This is a genomic window from Haematospirillum jordaniae (assembly GCF_001611975.1).
Classification (GTDB): Bacteria; Pseudomonadota; Alphaproteobacteria; order Rhodospirillales; family Rhodospirillaceae; genus Haematospirillum; species Haematospirillum jordaniae.
In genome coordinates, this window is sequence record NZ_CP014525.1 from 789,007 (window position 1) to 813,564 (window position 24,558).

Consider the following 24,558-nt stretch of genomic DNA (forward strand, 5'->3'; position numbering starts at 1 on the left):
ATGCCGTCAAAGATGATGCAGTTTGTCCGTCTGGATCAGCAGACACCTGACAAGCGTTCTGCGCAGGAGCGATGCGGTGACTTTGACGAAATTTACAGTGTGTTTAACCCAGACAGAGCCGGTGAGCAGGCTTCGCGTTGCACGCAGTGTGGCATTCCGTTCTGCCAGATTCATTGTCCACTCGGGAACAATATTCCCGATTGGTTGGCCATGGCCGCAGCAGGTCGCCTGCGCGAGGCGTACGAGTTGGCCTCCGCAACCAATGCCATGCCGGAAATTTGTGGGCGTATCTGTCCGCAGGATCGTCTGTGCGAGGGATCCTGTGTCCTAGAGCAATCTGGTCATCACACAGTGACCATCGGTGCCGTTGAACGTTTTGTCACTGATACAGCATGGGCGCAGGGGTGGGTGAAGCCTTTGCAGTCCGGCCCGGCCCGGGGGCAAAGCATTGGTATTATTGGTGCCGGCCCGGCAGGGTTGGTTGCGGCAGAAGAACTTCGTCTTCGTGGCTTTGATGTGGATGTCTACGATCGTTACGACCGTGCTGGCGGGTTGCTGGTTTATGGGATTCCCGGCTTCAAGCTTGAAAAGGATGTGGTGCGCCGACGTGTGCAGCGGTTACAGGATGGTGGCATTGTGTTTCATCTTGGGGTTGATGTTGGGGGCACGCTTTCCTTTTCCACCCTCAGGGAGCGCCACGACGCCATATTGATTGCCACGGGTGTGTACCGGGCACGTAATCTTTCAACACCGGGGTCCGGCCTGCGTGGAGTGGTTCCAGCCTTGGACTATTTGATTGCATCCAGTCACGCCGGCTTTGGAGACGCTGCCGTGGATCAGGGACTGGATGCGCGGGACAGGCATGTTGTCGTCATTGGGGGTGGTGATACCGCGATGGACTGTGTGCGTACAGCCGTTCGTCAAGGGGCACGCAGCGTCAAGTGCCTTTACCGGCGTGATCGTGACAATATGCCCGGTTCCCTGCGTGAAGTTTCCAATGCCGAGGAAGAAGGCGTGGAGTTTGTCTGGCTGTCAGCGCCAGAGGCTTTCCTAGATGAAGGAACACCTGGCCATGTATCAGGGGTGCGGGCTGTGCCGATGTATTTGGGTATTCCGGATGCCAGTGGTCGCCAGACACCCCGTCCGGTTGGGGATTCCCACTTTGTTCTGCCAGCTGGCCTTGTGATCGAGGCCTTGGGGTTTGATCCCGAGGATGTGCCGACCCTCTTCGCGGAGCCTGCATTGCATGTAACGGAGCATGGAACGCTGGCGGTTGATCCACAGACTGCCATGACGTCGGTGGAGGGGGTGTTTGCTGCTGGTGACATCGTACGCGGTGCATCTCTGGTGGTTTGGGCTATCCGTGACGGGCGGGAGGTTGCAGCCTCAATCGCGGATTACCTTGAAAAACGGTCGGATGCAGGGGCTGTTGCCGGTCTTGGTGAAGGAGTACGGGTATAATGGGAAACCAGTCTGGTGCCGAGACAGGCAAGCCGTTTGCAGACAACTGGCATAACAATGTCCGGACCCTGGAAGAAGCACATCTGTACTCCCCGCTTCAGGAGCATGACGCTTGTGGCGTTGGCTTGGTGGCAGCCCTTGGTGGAAAGCCCCGGCGCCAGGTGGTCGAGGCTGGTATCAGCGCCCTGAAGGTTCTGTTTCATCGTGGGGCTGTCGATGCGGATGGAAAAACAGGCGATGGTGCCGGCATTCACGTTGCTGTCCCGCAAGCCTTCTTCAAGGCTCACGTTGAACGCATTGGCCACAAGCCGCTGGATGGGGTGATGGCGGTGGGCATGATTTTTCTGCCCAAGAACGACATGCTGGCACAAGAGCGGTGCCGGATGATTGTTGAAGCCGAGATTCTGCGTTGTGGGTACGGGATCTATGGCTGGCGCCAGGTGCCGGTCGATATTGATGTGATCGGGGAAAAGGCCAACGCGACGCGTCCCGAGATCGAACAGATCATGATAGCCAATACCCGCAATGTTCCTGAACAGCAGTTTGAAACAGACTTGTACGTTCTACGTCGCCGGATGGAGGCCAAAGCATCTGCCGAGAATATTGCCGAGTTCTATGTTTGCTCGCTGTCCTGTCGTTCCGTGATTTACAAGGGCATGTTTCTGGCCGAGCAGCTGGACACGTTCTATCCGGATCTGGCTGATGACCGGTTTGAATCCCCGTTTGCCATCTATCACCAGCGTTACTCCACCAATACATTCCCGACGTGGCGTCTGGCCCAGCCGTTCCGGATGTTGGCCCACAACGGAGAGATCAACACCCTTTCCGGCAACATCAACTGGATGCGGGCGCATGAGACCAGACTGGAAAGCCCTGTCTTTGGTGCGCGTGTTCGTGACCTGAAGCCGGTTATTCAGCCCGGCGGGTCTGACTCGGCTGCCCTTGACAACGTGTTCGAGCTTCTGGTGCGTGCCGGGCGCCCGGCGCCTGCAGTCAAAGCCATGATGATTCCGGAGAGTCTTTCTTCCGGATCGGTTATGCCGGATGCACACCGGCATTTCTTCCGTTACAGCAACTGCGTGATGGAACCGTGGGATGGCCCGGCTGCTGTTTGTGCCTATGACGGGCGCTGGGTTATTGCTGGCTTGGACCGCAATGGTCTTCGTCCCTTGCGCTACACCATAACTGGTGACGATCTGCTGATTGTGGGCTCGGAAACGGGCATGGTGCGCATTGATGAAGCCAGTGTTCGGGCCAAGGGGCGTGTTGGTCCGGGGCAGTGTATCGGCATAGACCTGCTGGAAGGGCGTTTTTACGGTGATGATGCGCTGAAAACCGCCATGGCCTCCCGTGCTCCCTTTGGGGCATGGACGTCCCGGATGACGCACCTAGACAGCCTGATAAAGGGATCGGGAATGTCCAGTCCGACCCTTGATGCCGGTACGCTGTGCCGTCGGCAGCTTGCTCACGGCATGACCTTGGAAGACATGGAGCTAATACTGGCCCCAATGATCGAGGAAGCCAAAGAAGCTATCGGTTCGATGGGGGATGATACACCCTTGGCCGTGCTTTCGGATCATTATCGTGGATTGCATGTCTTTTTTCGGCAGAATTTCAGCCAGGTGACCAACCCACCCATCGATCCATTACGGGAAACACGGGTCATGAGCTTGGGAACCCGTCTGGGAAATCTGGGCAATATCTTGGATGAAGATCCATCCCAGTGTGATATTTTGCAGATCGAGAGCCCGGTCCTGACCAATGCCGAATTTCGGGCCATGTGCGCCTATATGGGAGATGCAGCCGCTTTTGTCGATTGTACCTTCGACGTTCATGGTGGTGAGCATGCTCTGCGTGAGGCCGTGCATCGTATCCAGAATGAAACCGAGGATGCTGTTCGTGGTGGTTGTACCCACGTTATCCTGACGGATGAGTCTGCGTCTGCAGACCGTGCCCCCATGCCGATGATCTTGGCTGCAGGGGCTGTGCACACCTGGTTGATCCGCCAGAAGTTGCGTACATTTACCAGCTTGAATGTCCGGTCCGGTGAATGTCTGGATACACACTCCATTGCTGTTCTGATTGGTGTCGGGGCTACCACGGTCAACGCTTGGCTGGCTGAGGAAGCTATCCATGACCGTGTCCGCCGAGGTCTTCTGGGCGGAATTTCGCTGGAGCAGGCACTGAGAAACTTCCGCAAGGCCCAGGATGACGGTTTGCGGAAAATCATGTCAAAGATGGGCATCTCCGTTGTGTCCTCGTATCGTGGGGGGCTGAACTTCGAGGCTGTTGGTCTGTCCCGTGCCCTAGTCGCGGAATTCTTTCCCGGTATGCCGTCCCGGATTTCCGGTATCGGGATGGCGGGGATCCAGAAAATGGTCTTGGAGCAGCACGTCCGGGCCTGGAAGGCACCTTCTGCTGTTCTTCCTGTTGGTGGTCTGTATCGCTATCGGCGTGGTTCCGGCGAGACGCACGGTTTCGAGGGAACCCTGATCCATATGTTGCAGATGGCTGTGACGCGAGAGGATTATGCCCTGTATCAGCGTTACACCCGTGGGGTTCGTGCGTTACCGCCGATTTCATTACGTGATTTGCTGGATTTCCGCCGGGCAGAGCGTCCGTTGCCTCCGGATGAGGTGGAATCCGTGACTCAGCTGCGCCGCCGTTTCGTAACGCCGGCCATGTCACTGGGGGCTTTGTCGGAAGAAGCCCATGGCACCCTGAATATTGCCATGAACCGGATTGGTGCCAAGTCTGACAGTGGCGAGGGTGGTGAGGTGCCGGAACGGTATCGTCCCCGCCCGAATGGCGACAATGCCAACTCAGCAATCAAGCAGGTGGCATCCGGGCGTTTTGGCGTGACGGCGGAGTATCTGAACCAGTGCCGTGAAATTGAGATCAAGGTTGCACAAGGCGCTAAACCTGGAGAGGGAGGGCAACTGCCCGGTTTCAAGGTTACAGCCCAGATTGCAGCCCTGCGCCATTCAACTCCGGGGGTGACACTGATCTCTCCTCCCCCCCATCACGATATCTATTCTATCGAGGATCTAGCCCAGCTTATCTATGACCTGAAGCAGATCAATCCAAAGGCCCGCGTTGTGGTCAAGCTGGTTTCCCGGTCCGGCATCGGGACCATTGCGGCCGGTGTGGCCAAGGCCAAGGCCGATGTTATCCATATTTCCGGGCATGCGGGCGGGACCGGCGCCAGTCCGATGACATCAATCCGCTATGCCGGGCTGCCATGGGAGCTTGGCCTTTCGGAGGTTCACCAGGTTCTGACCCTCAACCGTTTGCGTCATCGGGTTCTTTTACGCACAGATGGCGGTATCAAGACAGGTCGAGATGTGGTCGTGGCCGCCATTCTTGGAGCCGAGGAGTTCGGGGTTGGCACGGCAAGCCTGATTGCTATGGGCTGCATTATGGTGCGCCAGTGTCATTCCAATACATGCCCGGTCGGTGTCTGCACACAGGATGAGGCCCTGCGGGCCAAGTTTGGCGGTACACCGGAAAAAGTTGTCAATCTGTTCTCCTTTATGGCTGAAGAGGTGCGGGAAATCTTGGCCGAGCTGGGTTTTCGGACCCTGAACGAAATTATCGGCCGGACCGACCTGCTTTACCAGGTTTCAAGGGGGGCTTGGTATCTGGATGACTTGGACCTGAATTCCCTTCTGGTCAAGGCAGATGCAGGGGGGCTGCCGACTGTTTGTGCTGTGCAAGGGCGTAACGAGGTTGATGAAACCCTTGATGCCCGCATGATTGAGGATGCCCGTTCTGCTCTAGAGGACGGGGAGAAGATGCAGCTGACTTATCATGTACAGAATACGCACCGTGCGGTTGGAACAGGGTTGAGCCACAGGATTGTGACCCGCTATGGGATGAAGGGGCTTCAGCCGGGCCATATCACGGTTCGCCTGCGTGGGTCTGCTGGGCAGTCCCTTGGGGCCTTTGCCGTGCAGGGCCTAAAACTGGAAGTCTTCGGAGATGCCAACGACTATGTTGGCAAGGGATTGTCCGGTGGGGCCATTGTTGTGCGCCCCCCTGTGTCCAGTCCGCTTTTGTCCCAAGATAATACCATTATCGGCAATACGGTCCTGTATGGAGCAACGGCGGGAACTCTTTTTGCGGCAGGGCAGGCTGGTGAGCGTTTTGCTGTGCGTAACTCAGGGGCTGTTGCCGTGATCGAGGGGTGTGGATCAAATGGCTGCGAGTACATGACGGGCGGGGAAGTTGTGATCTTGGGGCCTGTTGGTCCGAATTTTGCCGCCGGTATGACCGGTGGTATGGCCTATGTTTTGTGTGATGACAGTCTTGATCATCTGGTCAACCTAGATTCCGTGATCTGTCAGCGTATCGAAATGGATTACTATGCACATCGCCTGAAGGAGCTGGTGCGCCAGCATGCCTGTGAAACAGGGTCTCGCTTTGCCGAGAAAATACTGGCTGAGTGGCACTGTCAAATCGGGAACTTCTGGCAGATTGTGCCCCGGGAGATGGTGGCGCATCTTGAAATGCCTGTTTCCCGACGCCTTCCGGGGGTTTGCGTTTCCGCCTGATGCTACAGGGCTTCTTGGCCTGCTTTGTGAGACTGCGCGGCCTCGCGTGCTTTTACGTGTGTTGTTGTAGCATAGCAGTAAATACAGCCTTGCGGGCAGGTATTATAGGCCCCGATATCCTTGCTGGCTGCACAGGCGCAAGACGCACGGTGGCTGCGGGATCCGGTGATAACAGCCTGGCCGGCCAAGCGTGATAGGCGTTCTGTATCTATGCAGGCGGCGTCTTGCAGGCCTGGAACCAGGAGATGGCGCTGGGCGCAGAGAGACAGGGCCATACCGTTATCTTGGGCGATGGCGAGGAAGTCCCCCAGCAGTTCCTTCTTGGTGTCATCATCCGGATCATGCCATGTCAGATGACTGTGCTGTGCAACCCTTGCAAGAGATCGCCGTGTCTTGCTGTAAAACTGGGCAAAGCTGACAACAACTTCGTTGACGGCACCTCTCAGATCTTGGGCCAGGCGGGAAAATGTCTCACGGTGCCAGTGGGGTGGTGTCAGGGATGTGAAAAGAATGGGATCATAACGCCAGACAACGGCATCAGATCCGCGGGCTCCTGCCAAGGTGCGTATCATCTCAACGGCTTGGTATGCATCCGGGACAAAACGGTCTAGGTTGCGGGGATAGCCGGTAACCGTGAACTGAATAACAGTGGGCAGGCCCAAGGCATCGACGGCTGGCATGTGGTGCAGAAACGGCTTGATGTTCCGGGTCCACAGAACAATACCGGACAGGGCATGCGGACGAAGGTCAACCGTAAAGGGCCTATTATTCCAGACATTGTGTACCGTGACGTGCCCGGCCTGTAGCCGGTTGACAAACCAGTCTCCATAAAAGGCCGGTATGTCGGTTTTGTAACTGGCGGACAGGACGGGCCTTGTTCCGGATCCTGTTTCCTTGCATGTCACGTCGTGTGCCCTTTTTGATTGAAAAGAAAGCCGCCAGCGGCGGCTTTCTGTGTCAGCAATATAAAGGCCAAGTCGGGACTCAGACCCTTACTTTGGCATCGATGTCTTGATCCAGTCCTGCAGCACGCTTTTCATCGGGGGTGCGCCAACCTTTGTTGCCGTGAGCTGTCCATTGTGGAACAGCATAAGGGTCGGAATGCCACGGACCCCGTACTTGCCGGGTGTCAGCGGGTTTTCATCGATATTGATCTTGGTGATTTCCAGTGTTTCGCCCATTTCGGCTGACAGTTCGTCCAGCAGAGGGGCCAAGGTCCGGCAGGGGCCACACCATTCTGCCCAGAAATCAACCAGAACCGGCTTTTCTGCTTTCAGGACATCTTTTTCAAAGCTGTCATCCGTCACCTGCTTCATGTGTATGCTTCCTTAGTCATCATGGTCGGCTTGTATCTTGGACTCTAGGGAGCGGCGGTGATGTCGTCAAGGCCAGGCCAAGGCGCTTTGGTGTGTGTATCGTGTGCAGTCTCTTTTCATTCCACGTGTTCCCGGATAGGCTGTCAGCCATTTTCATCGAGGAACCTGTTGATGCCACCGAAGAATAACCCCCTGAAGCTTAACCCCCTGCAGTTGAAGACCCTGACCTTGCTTCAGGTCCTAGCCGGGATGCCCGATGCTAGCCAGCCGGACCCGGAAACCGGAGACCCCATGGTTACCGCGTTTCCTGATCCCCATGGGAACCATTTTCACCTTGGATCCTGGATCGTTTCTTCTTCCGATGCCACAGGCCTGCGCAATGAGTCCGTTTGGAAGGCCTTGACCCGCAAGGGGCTGGCCATGTCGCGCTGGCCTTATGGCATTTCGGTCACAGCTCCGGGGATGGCCTATGAAACCGGGCTGAAAAGCAAGATCCTGCATGGCTCTGACCATTGATATAACTGTTTTGCGGAGTGTCGTATCATGCCCGATCGCACAGCCTGTGTTCTTGTTATCGGTAACGAGGTCCTGTCCGGGCGAACGCGTGATGCGAACATTCCCATGCTTGCAACAGGTCTGGCGGGGCTTGGTATTGCCCTGAGAGAGGCCCGTATTATACCTGATGTGCACGAGGCAATTGTCTCAGCCTTGCACGATGTTCGTGATCGTTTCGATCTTGTTTTCACAACCGGCGGCATCGGTCCAACGCACGATGATATTACGGCTGAGGCTGTTTCGGCGGCTTTTGGGGTTGAGCTGGAGCAAAACCCCGATGCTGTAAAGCGGTTGCGTGATTATTACGGTCCCGAACACTTGACGCCGGCGCGGCTTCGTATGGCCCGTATTCCTTCCGGGGCGGCTCTTCTGGACAATCCGGTCAGTGCGGCTCCGGGTTTTTGTATCGGGAATGTGTATGTTCTGGCCGGTGTTCCCCGCATCGCAGCGGCCTGCTTTGACCTGTTGAAGCCGGGCCTGGCCGGTGGGGCTGCTATTATCTCTAGGGCTGTTTCCGCCGCGGTACGTGAAAGTGATCTTGCTGTATCCTTGGGGGGGATACAGGCGTCGTTTCCTGATGTTGACATCGGCAGCTACCCTTTCATGACCCCGACAGGCTATGGCGTCAGTATCGTTGCCCGTGGCACAGACCCGGAACGATTGGATCAGGCTGCTGCGGCCGTTGCCGATGCCATGCGTGCGCTTGGTGTTGAGCCATTCTTTGCCGACCATGCGGCGGCGGCTGATGAATCATCCTGAGGGGGATGCGGTATGCCGGTGAGCCCACAGGAAAAGAAGGCCCTGAAATTCTTGTTCCAGCATCTGTTGGCAGGGTGTGCTGGCGCCCTGCTATGCGGCATTATGATACTGTGGCTTGATATCGGAAATATTCGTGCACTTGCTTTCCGGTCTGACCACCCAGTCCTTTATACCGGGCTGCTTTTTTTTGGGCTTTTTGTTACCTTTGGCAGTGTCAGCATGGGTATCGGCATCATGAGTCTGGGCGAAGACCGTAACTAGGGTGCTTGTTGGCCTTTGTTTTTGTTCTTAATGAACAAATATATTTCTATGCAGACAATAAATGTAGCGATTGGGCTGAAAGCACGGCCGTGCTGATGCTACAATGTGGTGCGGCTGTGTATGTGGGATTCGTGCACGGACAGGATGCCTTGTCCCTGTCATTGCTTCTGAATCCAGACGAGCTGCATGGGGCGGCCTGTTTGTATCGGCACGCCGCAGTGCTTGCCCCGGAGTGTTATTTCCGGGGGGTGCGTATCCAGTGTAGCGGGCTTTACAGCCTGTAATGCTGCCCGGATACGGGATTGGGCTATCCCCGCTGAAGGGGTCAGTGCAAGGAATATGCGATGGCCGATGAAGCTTCCCGCCTGGTTGAGCCTGAGGAAATAGAAATCCTGAGCTCCGAAACACCTGTCACCGATGGGCAGCCAACGGGTGAGCGTGCAGCAGTCTCTGCCGCCGTCGGGGATGATGAAGTTGATGGCGAGATGGATGCACTCGCCCGGGCTATTGAGGAGCCAGAGCAGGATTCACCCCAGAACGTGGGTAACCTGGGTGTCCTACATACAGGCAGCCGGTCGGAGGCTGACGTACAGGTTCTTGGTGGTGAGCTTGATACGGTGCCAACGCCCGCTCCCGGTGTTGCTGCGACCGAAGATGGAAATCAGGGTATTCCGGGCGGAGTCATTGATGCCGGAGCGGTGAACCAGCCGGCCGCCGGTTCCGGGGACACGCCTCCTTCCGTAGACCCTCTTTCGCCGTCGGCAGGCGCCGGGGCTGAACCCCTGCAGCCGGACCTGCCAGCTTCGCCGGTTGCCGCAGTACAGGGTGCCCCTGTTATCGTTGCCCCCGAGCAGGCCAATGCCCCGCCGGTGCCCGAGGATATACAGGATGCCACTGTGGCCACGGCCCCCGTTATTCCTGAAGACCAGCAACAAACGGTCCAGATTCCGGCTGTAGCCCCGGTTGTATCCCTTGTTCCGGCAGCAGGGGCTGAAGATAATGGCATCGCCTTGTCAATCACTCTGTCCAGTCCTGGGGTGGGAACCCTAGATATTGTCATCAGTAATCTGCCGGCAGGGACTGTACTGAGTGCAGGAAGCCCCATTGATGCGACCAGCTGGCGGGTTTCTGCTGCTGATCTCGCTGATCTTCAGTTGACACCGCCGCCGAATTTCAGCGGTGAGCTTGCGGTAACGGTGACAGCAACGACCACCGGAACAGCCGGTGATACGGCCAGTACTGTCACTATCTTGCCGGTCACCGTGACACCGATAGCCGATGCCCCCATTCTGGATGTTCCTGCCTTGACTGTGGGGGCAGAGGATACGGACGTTCCCTTTGATATTCAGGTTTCATTGACGGATACCGATGGATCGGAGAGCCTGAGCATCACGGTTTCCGGCCTTCCGGCGGGGACCACCCTGAGCAAGGGGACGCAGCAGGCTGACGGGTCTTGGACCCTGTCCCCGGGTGATGTGCCGGGCCTGACATTAAGGCCTCCGGCTGATTTCAGCGGTACCATCAACGCCACGGTGAAGGCAACCTCGACCGAAGGCCAGCCAGCAGCCCTGCCGGAACAGCAATCGGCCTCTGTTGATACAGCTGTATCCCTGACCATCACGGGTGTTGCCGATACGCCGACACTGGTGGTCGCGCCTCCTGCTTCCGGTGTTGAAGATACGGCTCTTCCCTTGACGATCAGTGCCAATCTTCATGACACATCAGAAACGCTGTCCGTTGTGATTTCCGGGCTTCCGGCTGGTGCAACTCTCAATCAGGGAACACAGGGCGCGGATGGAAGCTGGACCCTGTCGCCGGCAGAGCTGGCCGGTTTGCAACTTAATCCCCCGCCAAACTACAGCGGTTCGTTCGACCTGGTTGTGACCGCTGTATCAACAGAACAGGATGGTGATACGGCCAGCATCCTGCAAACAGTTCCGGTTACGATTGCTCCGGTTGTGGACGCGCCGACCTTGACAGCTTCACTTCCGGCCTCGGGCCAGGAAGATACGGCTGTGCCTTTTGCTATACAGGCCGCCCTTGCTGATACCGATGGATCGGAAAGCCTGACCATTACGGTCTCTGGCCTTCCTTCCGGAGCGACCCTGAGCAGCGGGACACAGCAGCCGGATGGATCCTGGTCCCTGACTTCGGCGGATCTGCCCGGGCTTCTGCTGACACCACCATTAAATTTCAGCGGTACCATCAATGCCACAGTGACCGCAACTTCGACCGAAGGGCAGCCGGTTGCTTTGGGACCTCAGTCTTCCAGTGAGGTAGCCTTGGTTTCTGTTTCAGTTGCCGGGGTCGCGGATGGGGCTGTGGTGTCCGCCAGTGCACCGGCAGCCGGGAACGAAGATACCCATGTCGCGTTGAACCTGTCTGCTTCCCTGTCGGATAACGACGGGTCTGAGAATGTGGTGCTGACCCTGTCGGGGATGCCGGCAGGAAGCACATTCCATCTTGGTACATCCGGGACTGCCCCTGTTGTTCCCGCCACCGTCAATCCGGACGGGTCGGTGACCTTGGCGCCTTTGCCTGCAGCTGATGTTGCATCCTTGTCTGTTCTGGCCAAGGGGAGCACATCCGGGAATTATGCCGGTTCCTATACCTTGACGGTCAGCGCCGTATCTGTCGAGCAGGACGGTAACGTGTCGGCTCCGTCTGTCATGACGGTCCCTGTTGTGGTTGCGCCGGTATCTGATGGTGTCAGCACGTCCGTACAGAGTGTGTCCGGTCTTGAGGACACGACGATCGCCTGGCGGCCGGTCTTTACCCTTGTTGACCGTGACAACGCAACGTCTGGTGATGTCAGCGGGGCACCGGGGCAGGAGAAGGTCACGACCGTTTCCATATACTCCAATGATCCCGACATGGTGGGTAGCGTGTGGAAGGTTGCGCTTCCCGGTCAACCCGAGCAGGTGTTGACCATCCAGACCGGATCTTTTTCTACCGGCAGCGGATCAACCGTTTACCAGTACAAGATTGATATTCCGACGGGTGCCATTCAGGTGGCTGATGGGGCTGCTGCTGACCGGTTTGCGGTTGAGGGGTTGACGGTCAGGCCATCTCCGGACAGTGACCGTGACATCAGTGTGGTCTTTGGTGTCGGTACGGAGGACGCCGCCAGCGGGATGACCGCCAGCCGGGTGACTAATGTCAGCGGAACGGTCAGTGTTACGGCAGTAGCCGACGATATTGTCCTGACGGCTGCTGATGTGACTGGCAAAGAAGATCAGGGAATTGGTGGGGCCAATGTGTTTCCCCTCAACCTTTCTGCCACTTTGAATGATGCAGATGGCTCCGAACGTGTTTCTACAGTCGAGATCATGGGTGTTCCCAATGGCTGGAAGCTGGCAGGAGCTGCGGGCATCGTTGATGCCGGAGGGGGCGTATGGCGGCATTCCCCAGCTGACCATAGTGGTGTGAACGGCAGCCCCACCTTGTCAGGGTTGCGTCTGGAGCTGCCCGAGCATGCATCAACCAATGGCCCGGTATCCCTGACCATGCGGGTGTCATGGTATGATCCGGGCACGGAAGGCGGGCCAGGTGTCAGCGCTGCGCGTACGCAGAGCACAGATTTCAAGGTTACAGTCGATCCAGTTGCCGATACTCCGGTTGCTGTCATCAAAACCGTTGTAGGTAATGAAGACACGCCGCTGGCTGTCTATATCGACCCGCAGACACCGGACAATGATGGTTCGGAAGTGATCTCTGTCCTTCTGTCCGGTCTGCCCGATGGCGTGAAGTTTGGTCACATGATCGGCGGTGCGTTCCAGGAATTGACCGGTGTGACATCCAGCGTTGGCGGGCAGACGATCTGGACCCTTTCCGAGGCTCAGCTGTCGGGTCTGCATATGCTGCCCCCGGCCAACTCCAACAAGGATTTCACCTTCACGGCGGAAATACGCACGACGGAAACCGGTGGTCCGGCGGATGCGGACAACGTGGCGAGTACGGTAAAAACAATATCCGTTGACTTGCGTGGGGTAGCAGATGGCAGTGCCTTGGCGGATGGTGCGGTCATAACCCGGACCGGAGCCGAGGATACAGCTATTGACTTGAATATCAGTGGCATTCCGATGGTGGATACCGATGGATCGGAAAAAGCCAGCTATGTCCTGGATCTGTCGGCGCTCCCATCCGGCTTCATGCTGACCGGTGTTCCGGAGCAGGCTCTGGTGCCGCTGGGTGGTGATCGCTGGTCGGTGGCGGCGTCCGAGGCCGGGAACTTGAAATTGATGCCGCCAAAGGATTTCTCCAATGCCTTCCCGGGTGGTACCGATGTGCGGATCGGACTGGAGATCCGCAGTACAGAGAATGACGGCAGTGTACGGGTCGAGAACCATCCCTTGGACATTCGCGTCAATGCGGTTGTTGATGCCCCCCATGTGGCCAGCCCGGATGCAGGGCGCGAAGACAGTGAGCTGACCATTCCCCTGACGGTCAGTGCCGGCGACAGCGATGGCTCGGAGACAGTCAGCAGCCTGTATCTGACAACACACCTGTCTGGCTTCAAGGTGACCAATGGATCCGGGGCAGAGCTGACGTGGAATGCCTCCCTAGGGCGTTATGATGCCAATTTGTCCGGGCAGACGGTTCTGAAATTGCTGCCCCTGGATGGGCGTCAGGATCTTGGTGGTGATGGTGCCGATGTTCCCTACACCCTTCAGGTAACGGTTCGGGATGCCGGTGGTGTGCAGGCAACCTTCAATGTCGGGCGGACCATTGTGGTCAATCCGGTTGCCGATACGCCGGAGCTGTCAGCCTCGGTTCAGGGTACAGCACCGATTGGGTCGCCTCTGGATATTCATTTGTCGGTTGCCAGTGGAGAAGTTGGTCATCTGGTTGGTGGAACCTATGTTCCCGACGGATCGGAGAAAGTTGGTCTTCAGGTCAGTGGCATGGTCAACGGGGTTGTCTTGGTGCAGGAAATGCCCGACGGCAGCCTGAACCAGATCGGCCGCAACAATGGCGACGGAACCTGGACCCTGGATCCGCAAACCTTGGACAGTCTGCGCACTTCGGACGGATCTATCCCCGATGGAAGCATCAAGGTTTGGGCGCCATGGGGGGAAATGAGCGGGGGCGGGACTTACACGCCTGTTTCGTCCCTGACCCTGGGTCTGAAAGCCATTGCGGTGGAACCAGATGGAACCGGTGCAGACCGCGTGGCCAGCGATGAAACAACCTTGAACCTGAACTGGAACCATGGCGGTGGCGGGGGTCACCATGGTGGTGGCAATGGCAATGGCAATGGCAATGATGGCTCAGTCCATTGGGGCGGGGATGGCGTTATACATGGCGTGGAAGATGTGCCGGTGACCTCGCTTAATCTGGGCAACATGCCCACTGATGTGGCCGAGGTGGTCATCAGTGGTGTTCCGGCCGGGGCTTCATTCTCTGCAGGGACGGATATGGGGAATGGGGTGTGGAAAATTGCTGCGGCAGACATTCCATCCCTTGTCTTCACCCCACCAGAGGATTTGGGCGGAAGTGGTACCGCCGTCGAAGGGCTGAACCCCGTGACACCTTCGGGCTTTTCACCGCCCGGTCTGGCGCTTGGTCTGGGGAAGGAGATGTATGGCGGGACCATCATCCTGACTGTGGAAGGGCACGACAGCAGCGGCAACCCGGTTGCGGGTGGTGCCTTTATCCGTGCCGTGTCTTTGGTTCCGGAAGCGGATGCTCCCACCTTGTCAGGCACCCCCCTATCCGGCAGTGAGGATGCACCCCTGTCCCTATCCGGCATTACGGTTACGACCAACGATGTGGATGGTTCGGAAACCGCCAGTGCCTTGATCAAGGTGCCACAGGGCTTTGTGCTGTCGGTTGATGCCCCGCCGCTGCGCTATGATACCGTTGGCGGTGGTGACGGGCAGCCGGCCTTTGCCCTTAATGCCGGTGGTGCCGCTGTGTATGCCGTTTATTCTGTCGCCGCGGCTGACATACCCAGCCTGACCTTGGTGCGGGATCCATCGATGCCGGATGCCGAGCATTATTCCGGGCCGCTGAAGATCTATGTGACCGGTGTTGCAACAGAGCTGGAGGGTGGGCAGGCCAGCGTGGAGCAGGCTTTTACGCTGGATGTGGCAGCGGTTGCTGATGGTGCGGCGTTGTCTGCTGCACCGGCAACCGGCACTGAAGATGGCGGGGCCATTGCACTGAACCTGTCTGCCAGCCTGATTGACGGCAGCGAGACCCTGACATCACTGGCGGTTCTGGGTGCGGATGCATCAAAAGTCACGTTTGTCGATGGCGCAGGTCAGCCGGTATCCGACCTGTCTTCTCTGACCTTGGCCCAGGTGCAGGATCTGCATGTTCTGCCAGCAGCCAATGTGGGCGGCGATGTCAGCTTTGTCCTGAAAGCGGTGACGGCCGATGGTGCGGACACCAAGGAAACCCAGCATGTGGTAACGGTGCATATCACGCCGGTGGCGGATATGCCGTCTGTTGTTGTGACCCCGGCCCAGTCCGGTCCCTTTGCCTTCTCCGGGAACGAGGATACGGCGATTGCCCTAGATATTGCTGCATCCCTGACCGATACCGATGGATCGGAATCCTTGTCCCTGGTTCTGGATATTCCCGTAGGGGCCACGCTGGTGCATGTGGCCGGTGATGGATCGATGACCGTTGCCGGGGCCAACACAGGCAATGGAAAATGGGTGCTGGGTACGTCAGACCTTCCGGGTCTGCATATTGTGCCGCCCCAGGATTATAATGGCTCCATGACGGTCAATATGACGGCTACCGCGTGGGAGAACGGACTGCGCAGCGGTGCGGTATCGCAAAGCCAGTCCTTTGCTGTTGAGGTTGTCGCACAGGCGGATACGCCGGATATCGAGCCTCCACGCACTGTTGCCGGTCAGGAGGATGTTGGTGTTCCAATAGATCTGGGGCTTGCGCATGGGACAACAGGCCCTCATGCTACGCCTGAGTCCCTGACGCTGGAAATTGTTGATGTGCCTGCTGGTGCGTCTTTCACTCTGTCCGACAATGCGGTTGGCACACAGGGGGCGGGCGGTGCCTGGACGTTCTCGGCAGCCGAGGTTGCCCAGATCATGGCAGCCGGGTCCGGGGCCTTCAAGGTTGTTCCTCCGTCCAACAGTGACGAAAGCTTTACCCTCGGGGTCCGCGCTATCAGTACCGATGGCGATACGACGGCATCTTCGGCTGGGTTGGGTGACAGCCCCTATCGTCCGGTGACGGTGGCCGTTGATGCTGTGGCTGATGCTCCGAATATTTCTGTCTCTCATGCTTCCGGGCAAGAAGACCAGCCGGTTGCTCTGGATTTGTCGGTTGGCCTGAAAGATCTGGACGGGTCTGAGACTCTTTCGGCTATCACGGTGTCTGGAATACCCCATGGCGGTATCCTGTCTGCTGGCACAGACAACGGCGACGGCAGCTGGACCCTGACTTCTGGACAGTTGCCTGGCCTTACCTTTACCGCCCCGGAGAATGAGAGCGGTTCTTGGACATTCTCTGTGTCTGCAATGTCAACAGAAAGATCCAATGGGGATACTGCGACCTCGTCGGCTTCATTCACCGTTACTGTCGATCCTGTTGCTGATCCCCCCGATGTTTCTGCGCAATCGGTTGTGGCAGACAGCGGTGCCCCAGTTACCTTGTCCCTTGCTGCCAATCTTGTTGACAGCTCCGAGACGTTGTCGCTTACCCTGACCGGTGCTCCGGAGGGGAGCCTGTCGGCGGGGACGTGGGATGCTTCTACGTCCAGCTACCAGCTCCAGCAATCAGAACTGACGGATCTGACCTTCACGCCGCCATCCGGTGATGCGGCTGAGCTTCCAATGACCCTGACCGCTGTTTCAACAGAGTCCAATGGCTCGACCGCCCAGTCCAGTGCCGATTTTACGGTGACGGTCCCGGATGCTCCGGTGCCCGATACACCACTGGTTTCCGCGATGTTCTTCCTGCCAGACGCAGGGGGAGACGCTTGGAATACCTTCCTGTCTGATGACAGTGTACCGATCGCCGGAAATGATGGCGGTGTGGCTGCCGCAGACCAGCTGGTAACCCTTGGCAGTGATACGTTTGATGCCGGTGGTGTTGATGTGTCCGGTGGAATGGTTGATGGTGCCGCTGCCGGGGGTGGCCTTGACTTGGCTGGCCTTGGTGACAGTGGTGGGGCCGGGGACCTCATCATCCCGCACGAGGGTGACCATGGAGCGGGTTCAATAGCTTCCATGGCCGGCGGGATTTGATCCTGCAGACCCTTATTCCTGTTCGTGCCTGTTCCCGGACAGGGCTGCATTCAGGCCATCGCGGACGATGGTTTCACAGTGTCGCGACAAGGTCTTTCTGTTGCCTGTTTCCGCAATGGTGACGGTTGGGAAGAAATCAACCTCGACAGTCAGGCTGCCGAGCCTCAGAAAGTCCATCAGATGTGGGAAAAGCTCCATATCCCCGTACCAGGCAAAAAATGGGCGCATGCTGCGTCCCATCGGTAATCCCTTGTAGCGTGTATAGGCAATGCTGACCGGCTGTACGTGGACCGCTTCTCCGTTCACCGCTTTCTCTGCGGTATTGAACAGGCTGCTTTTGAACGGCAGAACCCGGTTTCCATCCGATGATGTTCCCTCGGGGAACAGAATGATGGGTTCCCCTTCCTGCAGGCGCTCTGCAATAACATCGCGATGCTGTGCCGTGGCACTGACCCGCCGTTCGACAAAGATTGTGCGGGCAATGGAGGCTAGAAACCCGATCCCGGGCCACTGTCGTACCTCTGCTTTTGAAACGAAGGCCCCAGGAATCAGCGCACACAGGATCATGATATCGATGTAGCTGACATGATTGGCGACGCACAGCAAGGGCCGCTGATGCGACAAAGCTCCCCGGACCACGACCTTAACGTCGAAAATCAGCGACAGGGCAACCTTCCAGTAGAACATCGAAATGCTTCTGTAGCGGTAGCGCAAAAGAAGAGCCGACAGGTATGGCACCAGACACAGTGCCGTCCACAGGACGTAAAGAGCCAGTTTTGTTGCGGCACCAATTGTGGTGAGCATTCAGCCCGGATTCCTTTCCAGGTTGCCTGCCGGTCTGGATTTCCGGTCATAGTGCTTGAAATATTTGTCTGAGATCAGGTCCGTCTTGACCATCACACAGACATCAACCGTGTTGAAATCATGATCAACAACGGCCCCGTCGCCAACAAAGCCCCCCAAGCGGAGGTACCCCTTGACCAGCGGTGGAACGGACGCAAGCCCCCGTGCCGGATGAATGCGATCAGGGGGCAAAAGGTCCATCGCAGTGTAGCGATCCTTCAAGGCAACCGGGCGCATGGACTCCGGAGCCAAGTGGTGTTGGTAAAGGTAGGAAAGGGGGAGCGCCAGCTTTGATGGATCCGTACCCTGTAGGCTGGCACAGCCGAACATCATGGTAATGTCGTAGTGGAATACATAGGCGGCAATGCCTCGCCACAGAAGCTGCATGGTTGCTTTTGTACGATAGGCGGCATCAACGCATGACCGGCCCAGCTCCATGATTTCACCGGGGAGGGATTCAAGCGGTGAGATATCGTACTCATCGGCTGTGTAGAAACGCCCGGCCTTGCGCGCTTGGGAGCGTCGGAGCAAACGATAGGTTCCGACAACAGCTTCGGGACCATCTCCCTTGGTATGATCAATGACAACAAGATGGTCGCAGAATGGATCGAACCGATCAAAGTCCCGCCCGGCAGCGGCAACCTCTGGTGTGGGCCGTGCGCCCATCTCTTGGAAAAAAACTCGGTAGCGAAGCGCTTGCGCTGCTTCTATCTCCGCATTGTTGGCAGCCAGCCGTATTTCCTGATCCCCTGTCGTAAGGGTTTCCAGCATTACCATAAACGTATCCTGTTGTTCGGGCTGTTCCCGCCACCCTGTTCTATATCCTGCTTTTCCAGTGCGCACGGCGACAGAATGCACGGCTGTCACACAAAGAGCAAGCCATGCCCAGCGTGTGACAGGGCATCTTTTTCAGTTCAGGCTTACGTTTCCGGATCGTCCAGGGGGACGCCGTACAGCTCAAGTCTCTGCCCTACCAGGCGATAGCCAAGTTTCTCGGCAATACATCTTTGCAGTTCCTCGATGTATTCATTATGGAATTCTAAAACCTGACCTGATTTCAGGTCAATCAGATGATCGTGATGTTCATCCTGTATTTTCTCGTAACGGGCCCGGCGGCCACCAAAGTCACGGCGTGCCAAGATCTGTTCTTTTTGAAGCAGGCGTACGGTCCGATACACGGTTGCAATGGAAATCTTGGGGTTGATGGCTGTCGCCCGGCAGTGTACTTCCACGACATTCGGATGGTCTGTAGCATCAGAAAGAACCTTGGCGATGACCCGGCGCTGGTCGGTCATCTTCATTCCTTTGTCGATACACATTTGTTCAATGCGGGAAATCGGCAGGAAGTCTTTGTCCATGGTCTTGTCCCTTATGTGTTGAGTGGATAGGGTGGACGGTCCATTGTGCTTGTTGTATCAGGGTTAGGTTGCTGACTTCGGGCAGCGTCTGTTGCCGAGTGTACCGTGTTCCATCATGTGCGCACATGACTTGTGCCGTCTTGCTCCAGCACAAAGCGCCACGACCGCTGGCACGTGGCGCTTTGTATCAGCAGTCCCGCCTGTTATCAGCGCTTTGTCCGCCGCCGCGACTTTGTGCCAAGGCCAATTTTCTTGGCAAGTGTCGAGCGGTGGTTTGCATAATTGGGTGCGACCATCGGGTAGTCAGCGGCAAGCCCCCAACGATCACGATACTCTTCCGGGGTCATGTTGTAGGCTGTCTTCAGATGACGTTTGAGCATCTTCAGCTTCTTGCCATCTTCTAGGCAGATGATGTACTCCGGTGTCACCGACTTCTTGACAGGGACAGCAGGTTGCGGGCGCTCTGGCTCGACCAGTGGTGCCCCCAAGGACGTCAGGGCACGGTGCACTTCGGAAATCAGGAGCGGCAGTTCATTGGTCTGAACGCTGTTGTTCCCCACGTGAGCTGCAACAATTTCGACCGTCAGTGCCAGCACTTCCTTGTCGGTGATTTGTTCGTCCATAAAAACACATCCTCGTGTTTGCGCTATTTTTCCCGCTGTATATTCTGGTGCCGGAAGTTTAGCAACACACAAAAACTAAATAAAGTGAGTGTATGGTATGAATGTGGATAAAAAAGATCACTTTATCGATATAGCAGGAGAGGTTTGTCCATTTACGTTTGTGAAGATCAAGATTCTTCTAGATAAGGTGGAGAGAGGTTCTACAGTCCGTGTTCGTCTTTCCGGGGCGGATTCGATAAAGAATGTCCCGGCTTCTGTACGATCAGAAGGGCATCTTATTCTTTCATGTCACCCTGAGAATATAGGGGATCCTTATGGCCCCCATATTCTGACCATCGAAAAGCAATAATATTGAATGCCTTGTTAGTATGGTGTTGCTTCTTTTGCTTCCGGATTTATTGCAGGTGACCAAGGGATATCTGGAATGTGGGAAATCTTGAAAGAGCCGACACGCAGGGTATTGTCCTGCAGAGTCAGAGGAATAACCGGGTTGCCGGGTTTATTGTGGCTCATCGCTGTTAGAACCATACTCAGAATGGCGGCCTCTGATGGTTTCAGGATGCCTTGCCCCAAGAGAATGCCGGGTAATTCCCGTGTGCCATGAATCTCGGCTGTTACAGCGGCTTCGGGTTGTAGTCTTTTATCCAAGGCCAAGGTGCCGCGGATGTTGGCGCTGGCATGTTTGTATTGCAGGCCGATACGCTTGATCTCCACTGTTCCGCCGTGTTGTCTCCAGCCATCCAGGCGGTCTTTCCAGGTCCCGGACTTTGGAAGAATACCGAACAGCTCAAGGTTAATGGCTGCGCCTTCCGGTATTGCAGCATGGCTTCGACCATTTTGGTCCTGGACATCAAGTTGGTCTAGGGTAAGAGAGATTTGCCCCAAGGCAGGCTTCTGGGCACTCTTTTCCTCTGGTTCTATATGGGCCGACAGTTTCACAAGATCGGCCTTGATCAAGGGGACTGCCTTGCCCCCGTCCAGAACAACATGGCGCAGTTCATGGTGTAAGCCCGTCAGCGTTCCTGATGCAGTGATATTGACAGCCAGAACGGAGTCCATAGCCCGGAAGTGGTATTTCTCTCCGGATGGCACGATAATACTTATGGGGCCTGATGTTCGTATTTCAGGCGAGAAGAGGGCCCATGGCCGCACGTGGACTTGCATTTGATCCAAGGCAACATGGAAGCCGGAGCTGTGACCAATCTCAACCTTACCGGCATCAATCGTCATGATTCCGGGGAAGCCGGACAGGGTTATGGGTATCGATGAAAGAGTCCAACCTGCTTCGGGAAGCTGGCTTTGTGTTTCATTCCATGCCCGGGTGATCACAGAAGCTGCAAGAAACCAGCAGGCAGCATACAGCCCGGTAAGGCATGTGAGCACAATGGCTGTTATCGTAATGAAACGCTTTGTCATTCCGGTTTTTCCGCTTGTTCTGATATCCGGGGTATGATTGTTCAGGGTGCTGTTCCAGCTGCGGCCTGTAACAACGGCGCGACTTTTGTTCGTGCCTCCTCAACTTCATCGGCGGGGCTGGAATCTGCGACAATACCTCCACCGGCTTGTGCTACCAGCCGTCCGGTGCGTCCGGCGACCAAGGTCCGTATTACAATTGAGCTGTCCATGGATCCGTCAGCTCCGATCCAGAAGATGCTGCCACAGTATGGGCCGCGCCGCCCTGGTTCCAGGGTGTTGATAATTTCCATGGCCCGTATTTTCGGTGCGCCGGTAATGGACCCACCCGGGAAGGTGGCTTTCAGCAGGGAAATGGCATTCTCACCCTTTCTCAGGTGCCCGCGCACGACCGAGACCAGATGGTGGACGCTGGCGAACGTTTCTGGCCCGTTCAGGACCGGAACTTTCACGCTGCCGGTCTGGCAGACGCGCGATAGATCGTTGCGCATAAGGTCAACAATCATCAGATTTTCGGCCTGATCTTTCTTGCTGTTGATCAGTTCATCTAGCAATGCTCTGTCTTCTAGGGGTGTTTGTCCACGTTTGCGGGTCCCCTTGATGGGGCGTGTTTCAACCGTGCCATTCGCCCCAACTTTCAGGAAGCGTTCCGGTGATGCAGACAATACAGTTGCCCCGCCGAAGTGCGCAAAGGCAGCAAACGGGGCTGGCGATGCCTGCCTCAGGCGGCGGTAGAGGTCAAAAATGGGGAAGCGATCCGGAAGCTGACCTAGGAAGCGACGGGTCCAGTTGGCTTGGAAAATATCGCCGGCCCGGATGAATTCTATAACTTTCGCAATGGCTTGTGCTGCTTCTTTGTCATCTTGCTCAGGGTAAAGCGGTATGCTGTCGGTTCGTGGTGGGGGCAGGGGTGTGGTTCCCGCTGTATCAAGAAGTCTCTTGGCCGTGTCCTTGCCGTCCGGTGTGTGGGTGAGGAAGGCTCTGCGACAGCTGGTATCGAAAACAAGAGCAGCCTTGTACACGCCAAACGCCATTTCTGGCACGTTGATGTCATCGGCTTTCGGGGCAGGTAATGTTTCCAGATGCCGCCCGGCTTCATAGCTGATCCAGCCAATAAGCCCGCCATGGAAGGGCGGGGTATCGGGATGCTTGGGCAGGGAAGGCTCCTGCATCGCTTGTATGGCTTGTTCCAGTGCATCGAACGGATTGGACGGATCTATAACCAGCTTTTTTGGGTAGGCCGCCAGAATTGTCCAGCGCCCGCGTCCGCCGGCTTCTGCTGCGGAGTCAAGAAGAACGGCGCCCTCCTGCCCCGACAGGGGGGCAAAAGCGGTCAGCGGGTCTCGCCATGGAATTTCGTGTGCTGTCATGGTGAGAGGGTATAGTCTCTTCCACCATGGAAGGCGAGCCCTGCGTTATGGAATCAGGACGGCAGAACCCGGTCTGGCGGGCAATGCCCGTCGCTGAAGGCGCGGATGTTGCACAGAACCTTTTCTCCCATCGCAATGCGTCCCTCCACGGTTGATGATCCCATGTGGGGCAGCAGGATGACGTTCTCAAGGTTTCGCAGTTTTGGATTTATGTTCGGTTCATTCTCGAAAACGTCCAGTCCCGCCCCTGCCAGTTCCTGTCGTTGCAGCATGGTGACAAGGGCTTCTTCGTCAACAATATTACCCCGGGCGGTGTTGATGACGCAGACGTGGTCCCGCAATAACCTCAGTCGCCGTGCACACAGAAGGTGATAGGTGGCAGGTGTCTGTGGGCAATGGACGCTGAGAATATCAATACGGGCCAGCATCTGATCTAGGCTTTGCCACCATGTTGCTTCCAGCTCGGCTTCGATATCGGGGTGCAGGCGGTTACGGTTGTGATAGTGGATGGTCATGTCAAAGCTTCGCGCCCGCCGGGCGACGGCTTGCCCTATGCGTCCCATGCCAATAATACCCAGCCGTTTGCCGGATATGCGACTGCCCAGCATGTGGGTAGGGCTCCACCCTGTCCAGTGCCCGGAACGGGCCAGGCGTTCGCCCTCTGCTAGGCGCCGGGGAACGGCCAAGATCAATGCCATGGTCATGTCAGCCGTATCATTGGTCAGAACGTCTGGGGTATTGGTGACAACGATTCCCCGTTCATGTGCCGTGCCAAGGTCAATGTGATCAGTTCCGTTCCCAAAGCTGGCAATCAATCGGAGCCGGCTGCCTGATTGTTCCAGGATTGTCTTGTCCAGGCGGTCTGTTACCGTCGGGACCAAGACATCTGCCTCTTTCACGGCTGTGATCAGCTGATCGTGCCCAAGGGGGGTGTCGTTTATATTCAGGCGACAGTCAAAAAGTTCCATCATGCGGGTTTCGATGACATCCGGCAGGCGGCGTGTTACGATCACCAGCGGTTTTTTTGCTGCCATCAAGGGGACTCCGACTATACATCGCAAGATGATAATCCGGTACCACTGCTACCTTGGTTTGTCCATGCCTTCCGGGTCGTCCTGTCGAGTGTGTCTTGAAAAACGCGCAGGAGCCTGTATTGAAGTGGAATAAGTCAGGCTTGCATCGGTGTTCCTGTGGCCAGAAAATGTGGGTCCATGTGCGCTGTTCGGCGCTTCTTGCTGCTGCGGCCAAAGGTATGAGGTGTGCGACTCTCCGTGCGACGACTGTTTCTTCTCCGTTTTATTCCGTTATCTCTTGCTGCCTTCTGTATTCTTTGGGGCGGCATGTTGCTTTATGCGGGGGTGGCTTTTGCGGCTTCACCCAGCGGGGTCCTTCCCTTGCCGCGCTTTGTTTCCCTGCGTGCGGACCAAGTGAACATGCGGGCTGGTCCTGGCGCCCGCTATCCGGTCGACTGGGTTTATATGCGGCGGGATTTACCTGTGGAAGTCATTGCCGAGTATGAAACTTGGCGCAAGATCCGCGATCCGGATGGTACGGAAGGGTGGGTGCACCAGAGCATGCTGGCCGGGCGACGAATGGCCGTGGTTCGCGGTCGGAAAGCTATGCTGCGCCGCACGGCAGATGATAGCTCTTCTGCTGCGGCCTGGCTGGACCCCGGTGTTGTTTTGCGCCTGCACCAGTGCCCGCCGGGTAGCGAGTATTGCCGAGTCGAGGTTGAAGGGTATCAGGGATGGTTGCGCCGTGGTGAAATCTGGGGAATTTACAAAGGTGAGATTGTTGACTGAGGTGAAGGGCCTTCGCAGGCTG

Annotated in this window: 18 protein-coding genes; 9 read left to right on the top strand and 9 right to left on the bottom strand. The window is 56.8% G+C overall.

All coding sequences use genetic code 11. The features are described from left to right. On the top strand, positions 1-1,461 hold the full coding sequence (locus AY555_RS03910) for an NAD(P)-dependent oxidoreductase (protein WP_066133713.1): 1,461 nt from the start codon (positions 1-3) through the stop codon (positions 1,459-1,461). Continuing rightward, positions 1,461-6,014 carry a glutamate synthase large subunit gene (gene gltB, locus AY555_RS03915; protein ID WP_066133716.1) on the top strand — a complete coding sequence of 1,518 codons (4,554 nt, stop codon included), beginning with the start codon at positions 1,461-1,463 and terminating at the stop codon, positions 6,012-6,014. The genes AY555_RS03910 and gltB overlap by 1 nt, the downstream gene beginning before the upstream one ends. Before the next feature lie 2 nt (positions 6,015-6,016). Here gltB and AY555_RS03920 read toward each other — a convergent pair whose 3' ends face one another. Both AY555_RS03920 and trxA read right to left on the bottom strand, forming a co-directional pair. Further along, complete coding sequence (locus tag AY555_RS03920) at positions 6,017-6,919, bottom strand: DUF1848 domain-containing protein (RefSeq protein WP_066133719.1); 903 nt, start codon at positions 6,917-6,919, stop codon at positions 6,017-6,019. An 87-nt stretch (positions 6,920-7,006) separates the two neighbouring features. Next, on the bottom strand, positions 7,007-7,330 hold the full coding sequence (trxA, locus tag AY555_RS03925; protein ID WP_066133722.1) for a thioredoxin: 324 nt from the start codon (positions 7,328-7,330) through the stop codon (positions 7,007-7,009). A gap of 171 nt (positions 7,331-7,501) precedes the next feature. On the opposite strand from trxA, the gene AY555_RS03930 reads away from it, so the two are divergent. The 5 genes from AY555_RS03930 (at position 7,502) to AY555_RS03950 (ending at position 17,127) form a co-directional block, all read left to right on the top strand. Beyond that, positions 7,502-7,846, top strand: a complete 345-nt coding sequence (locus AY555_RS03930; protein WP_066133726.1) for a hypothetical protein — start codon at positions 7,502-7,504, stop codon at positions 7,844-7,846. A gap of 27 nt (positions 7,847-7,873) precedes the next feature. Then, positions 7,874-8,644 (top strand): competence/damage-inducible protein A, encoded by a 771-nt coding sequence (locus AY555_RS03935; RefSeq protein ID WP_066133729.1) that lies wholly within the window; start codon positions 7,874-7,876, stop codon positions 8,642-8,644. A 12-nt stretch (positions 8,645-8,656) separates the two neighbouring features. Further along, complete coding sequence (locus AY555_RS03940; RefSeq protein ID WP_066133731.1) at positions 8,657-8,905, top strand: hypothetical protein; 249 nt, start codon at positions 8,657-8,659, stop codon at positions 8,903-8,905. A gap of 89 nt (positions 8,906-8,994) precedes the next feature. Next, a complete protein-coding gene (locus AY555_RS03945) occupies positions 8,995-9,189 on the top strand; it encodes a hypothetical protein (RefSeq protein ID WP_156483288.1) in 195 nt (64 codons plus the stop codon). 60 nt (positions 9,190-9,249) lie between these two features. Beyond that, a complete protein-coding gene (locus AY555_RS03950; RefSeq protein ID WP_066133739.1) occupies positions 9,250-17,127 on the top strand; it encodes a hypothetical protein in 7,878 nt (2,625 codons plus the stop codon). Positions 17,128-17,139: 12 nt separating this feature from the next. On the opposite strand, the gene AY555_RS03955 is transcribed toward AY555_RS03950, so the two are convergent. The 4 genes from AY555_RS03955 to AY555_RS03970 all read right to left on the bottom strand — a co-directional run bounded on the left by AY555_RS03955 (position 17,140) and on the right by AY555_RS03970 (position 19,951). Then, the gene (locus tag AY555_RS03955) at positions 17,140-17,931 is read right to left on the bottom strand and encodes a lysophospholipid acyltransferase family protein (protein ID WP_066133743.1); all 792 of its coding nucleotides are present in this window, start codon (positions 17,929-17,931) and stop codon (positions 17,140-17,142) included. Beyond that, positions 17,932-18,747 (bottom strand): GNAT family N-acetyltransferase, encoded by an 816-nt coding sequence (locus tag AY555_RS03960; RefSeq protein ID WP_066133746.1) that lies wholly within the window; start codon positions 18,745-18,747, stop codon positions 17,932-17,934. It lies immediately after the preceding gene. Positions 18,748-18,890: 143 nt separating this feature from the next. Next, on the bottom strand, positions 18,891-19,328 hold the full coding sequence (locus AY555_RS03965; protein WP_066133749.1) for a Fur family transcriptional regulator: 438 nt from the start codon (positions 19,326-19,328) through the stop codon (positions 18,891-18,893). Positions 19,329-19,534: 206 nt separating this feature from the next. Then, entirely contained in the window at positions 19,535-19,951 is a 417-nt protein-coding gene (locus AY555_RS03970; RefSeq protein ID WP_066133752.1) for a MucR family transcriptional regulator, read from the bottom strand. A gap of 97 nt (positions 19,952-20,048) precedes the next feature. Here AY555_RS03970 and AY555_RS03975 point away from each other — a divergent pair, with 97 nt between their 5' ends. Continuing rightward, on the top strand, positions 20,049-20,300 hold the full coding sequence (locus AY555_RS03975) for a sulfurtransferase TusA family protein (protein ID WP_082812055.1): 252 nt from the start codon (positions 20,049-20,051) through the stop codon (positions 20,298-20,300). 14 nt (positions 20,301-20,314) lie between these two features. On the opposite strand, the gene AY555_RS03980 is transcribed toward AY555_RS03975, so the two are convergent. From AY555_RS03980 to AY555_RS03990, 3 genes are read right to left on the bottom strand one after another with little or no spacing between them, the layout of a single operon-like run. Continuing rightward, positions 20,315-21,367 (bottom strand): DUF2125 domain-containing protein, encoded by a 1,053-nt coding sequence (locus AY555_RS03980; protein WP_066133755.1) that lies wholly within the window; start codon positions 21,365-21,367, stop codon positions 20,315-20,317. 41 nt (positions 21,368-21,408) lie between these two features. Next, entirely contained in the window at positions 21,409-22,734 is a 1,326-nt protein-coding gene (locus tag AY555_RS03985) for an anthranilate synthase component I family protein (RefSeq protein ID WP_066133758.1), read from the bottom strand. Between the two features lie 53 nt (positions 22,735-22,787). Further along, a complete protein-coding gene (locus AY555_RS03990; protein WP_066133761.1) occupies positions 22,788-23,768 on the bottom strand; it encodes a 2-hydroxyacid dehydrogenase in 981 nt (326 codons plus the stop codon). Between the two features lie 360 nt (positions 23,769-24,128). Between AY555_RS03990 and AY555_RS03995 the strand changes: the two genes are divergently transcribed. Beyond that, on the top strand, positions 24,129-24,536 hold the full coding sequence (locus AY555_RS03995; RefSeq protein ID WP_245176950.1) for an SH3 domain-containing protein: 408 nt from the start codon (positions 24,129-24,131) through the stop codon (positions 24,534-24,536). Positions 24,537-24,558: the final 22 nt, after the last annotated feature.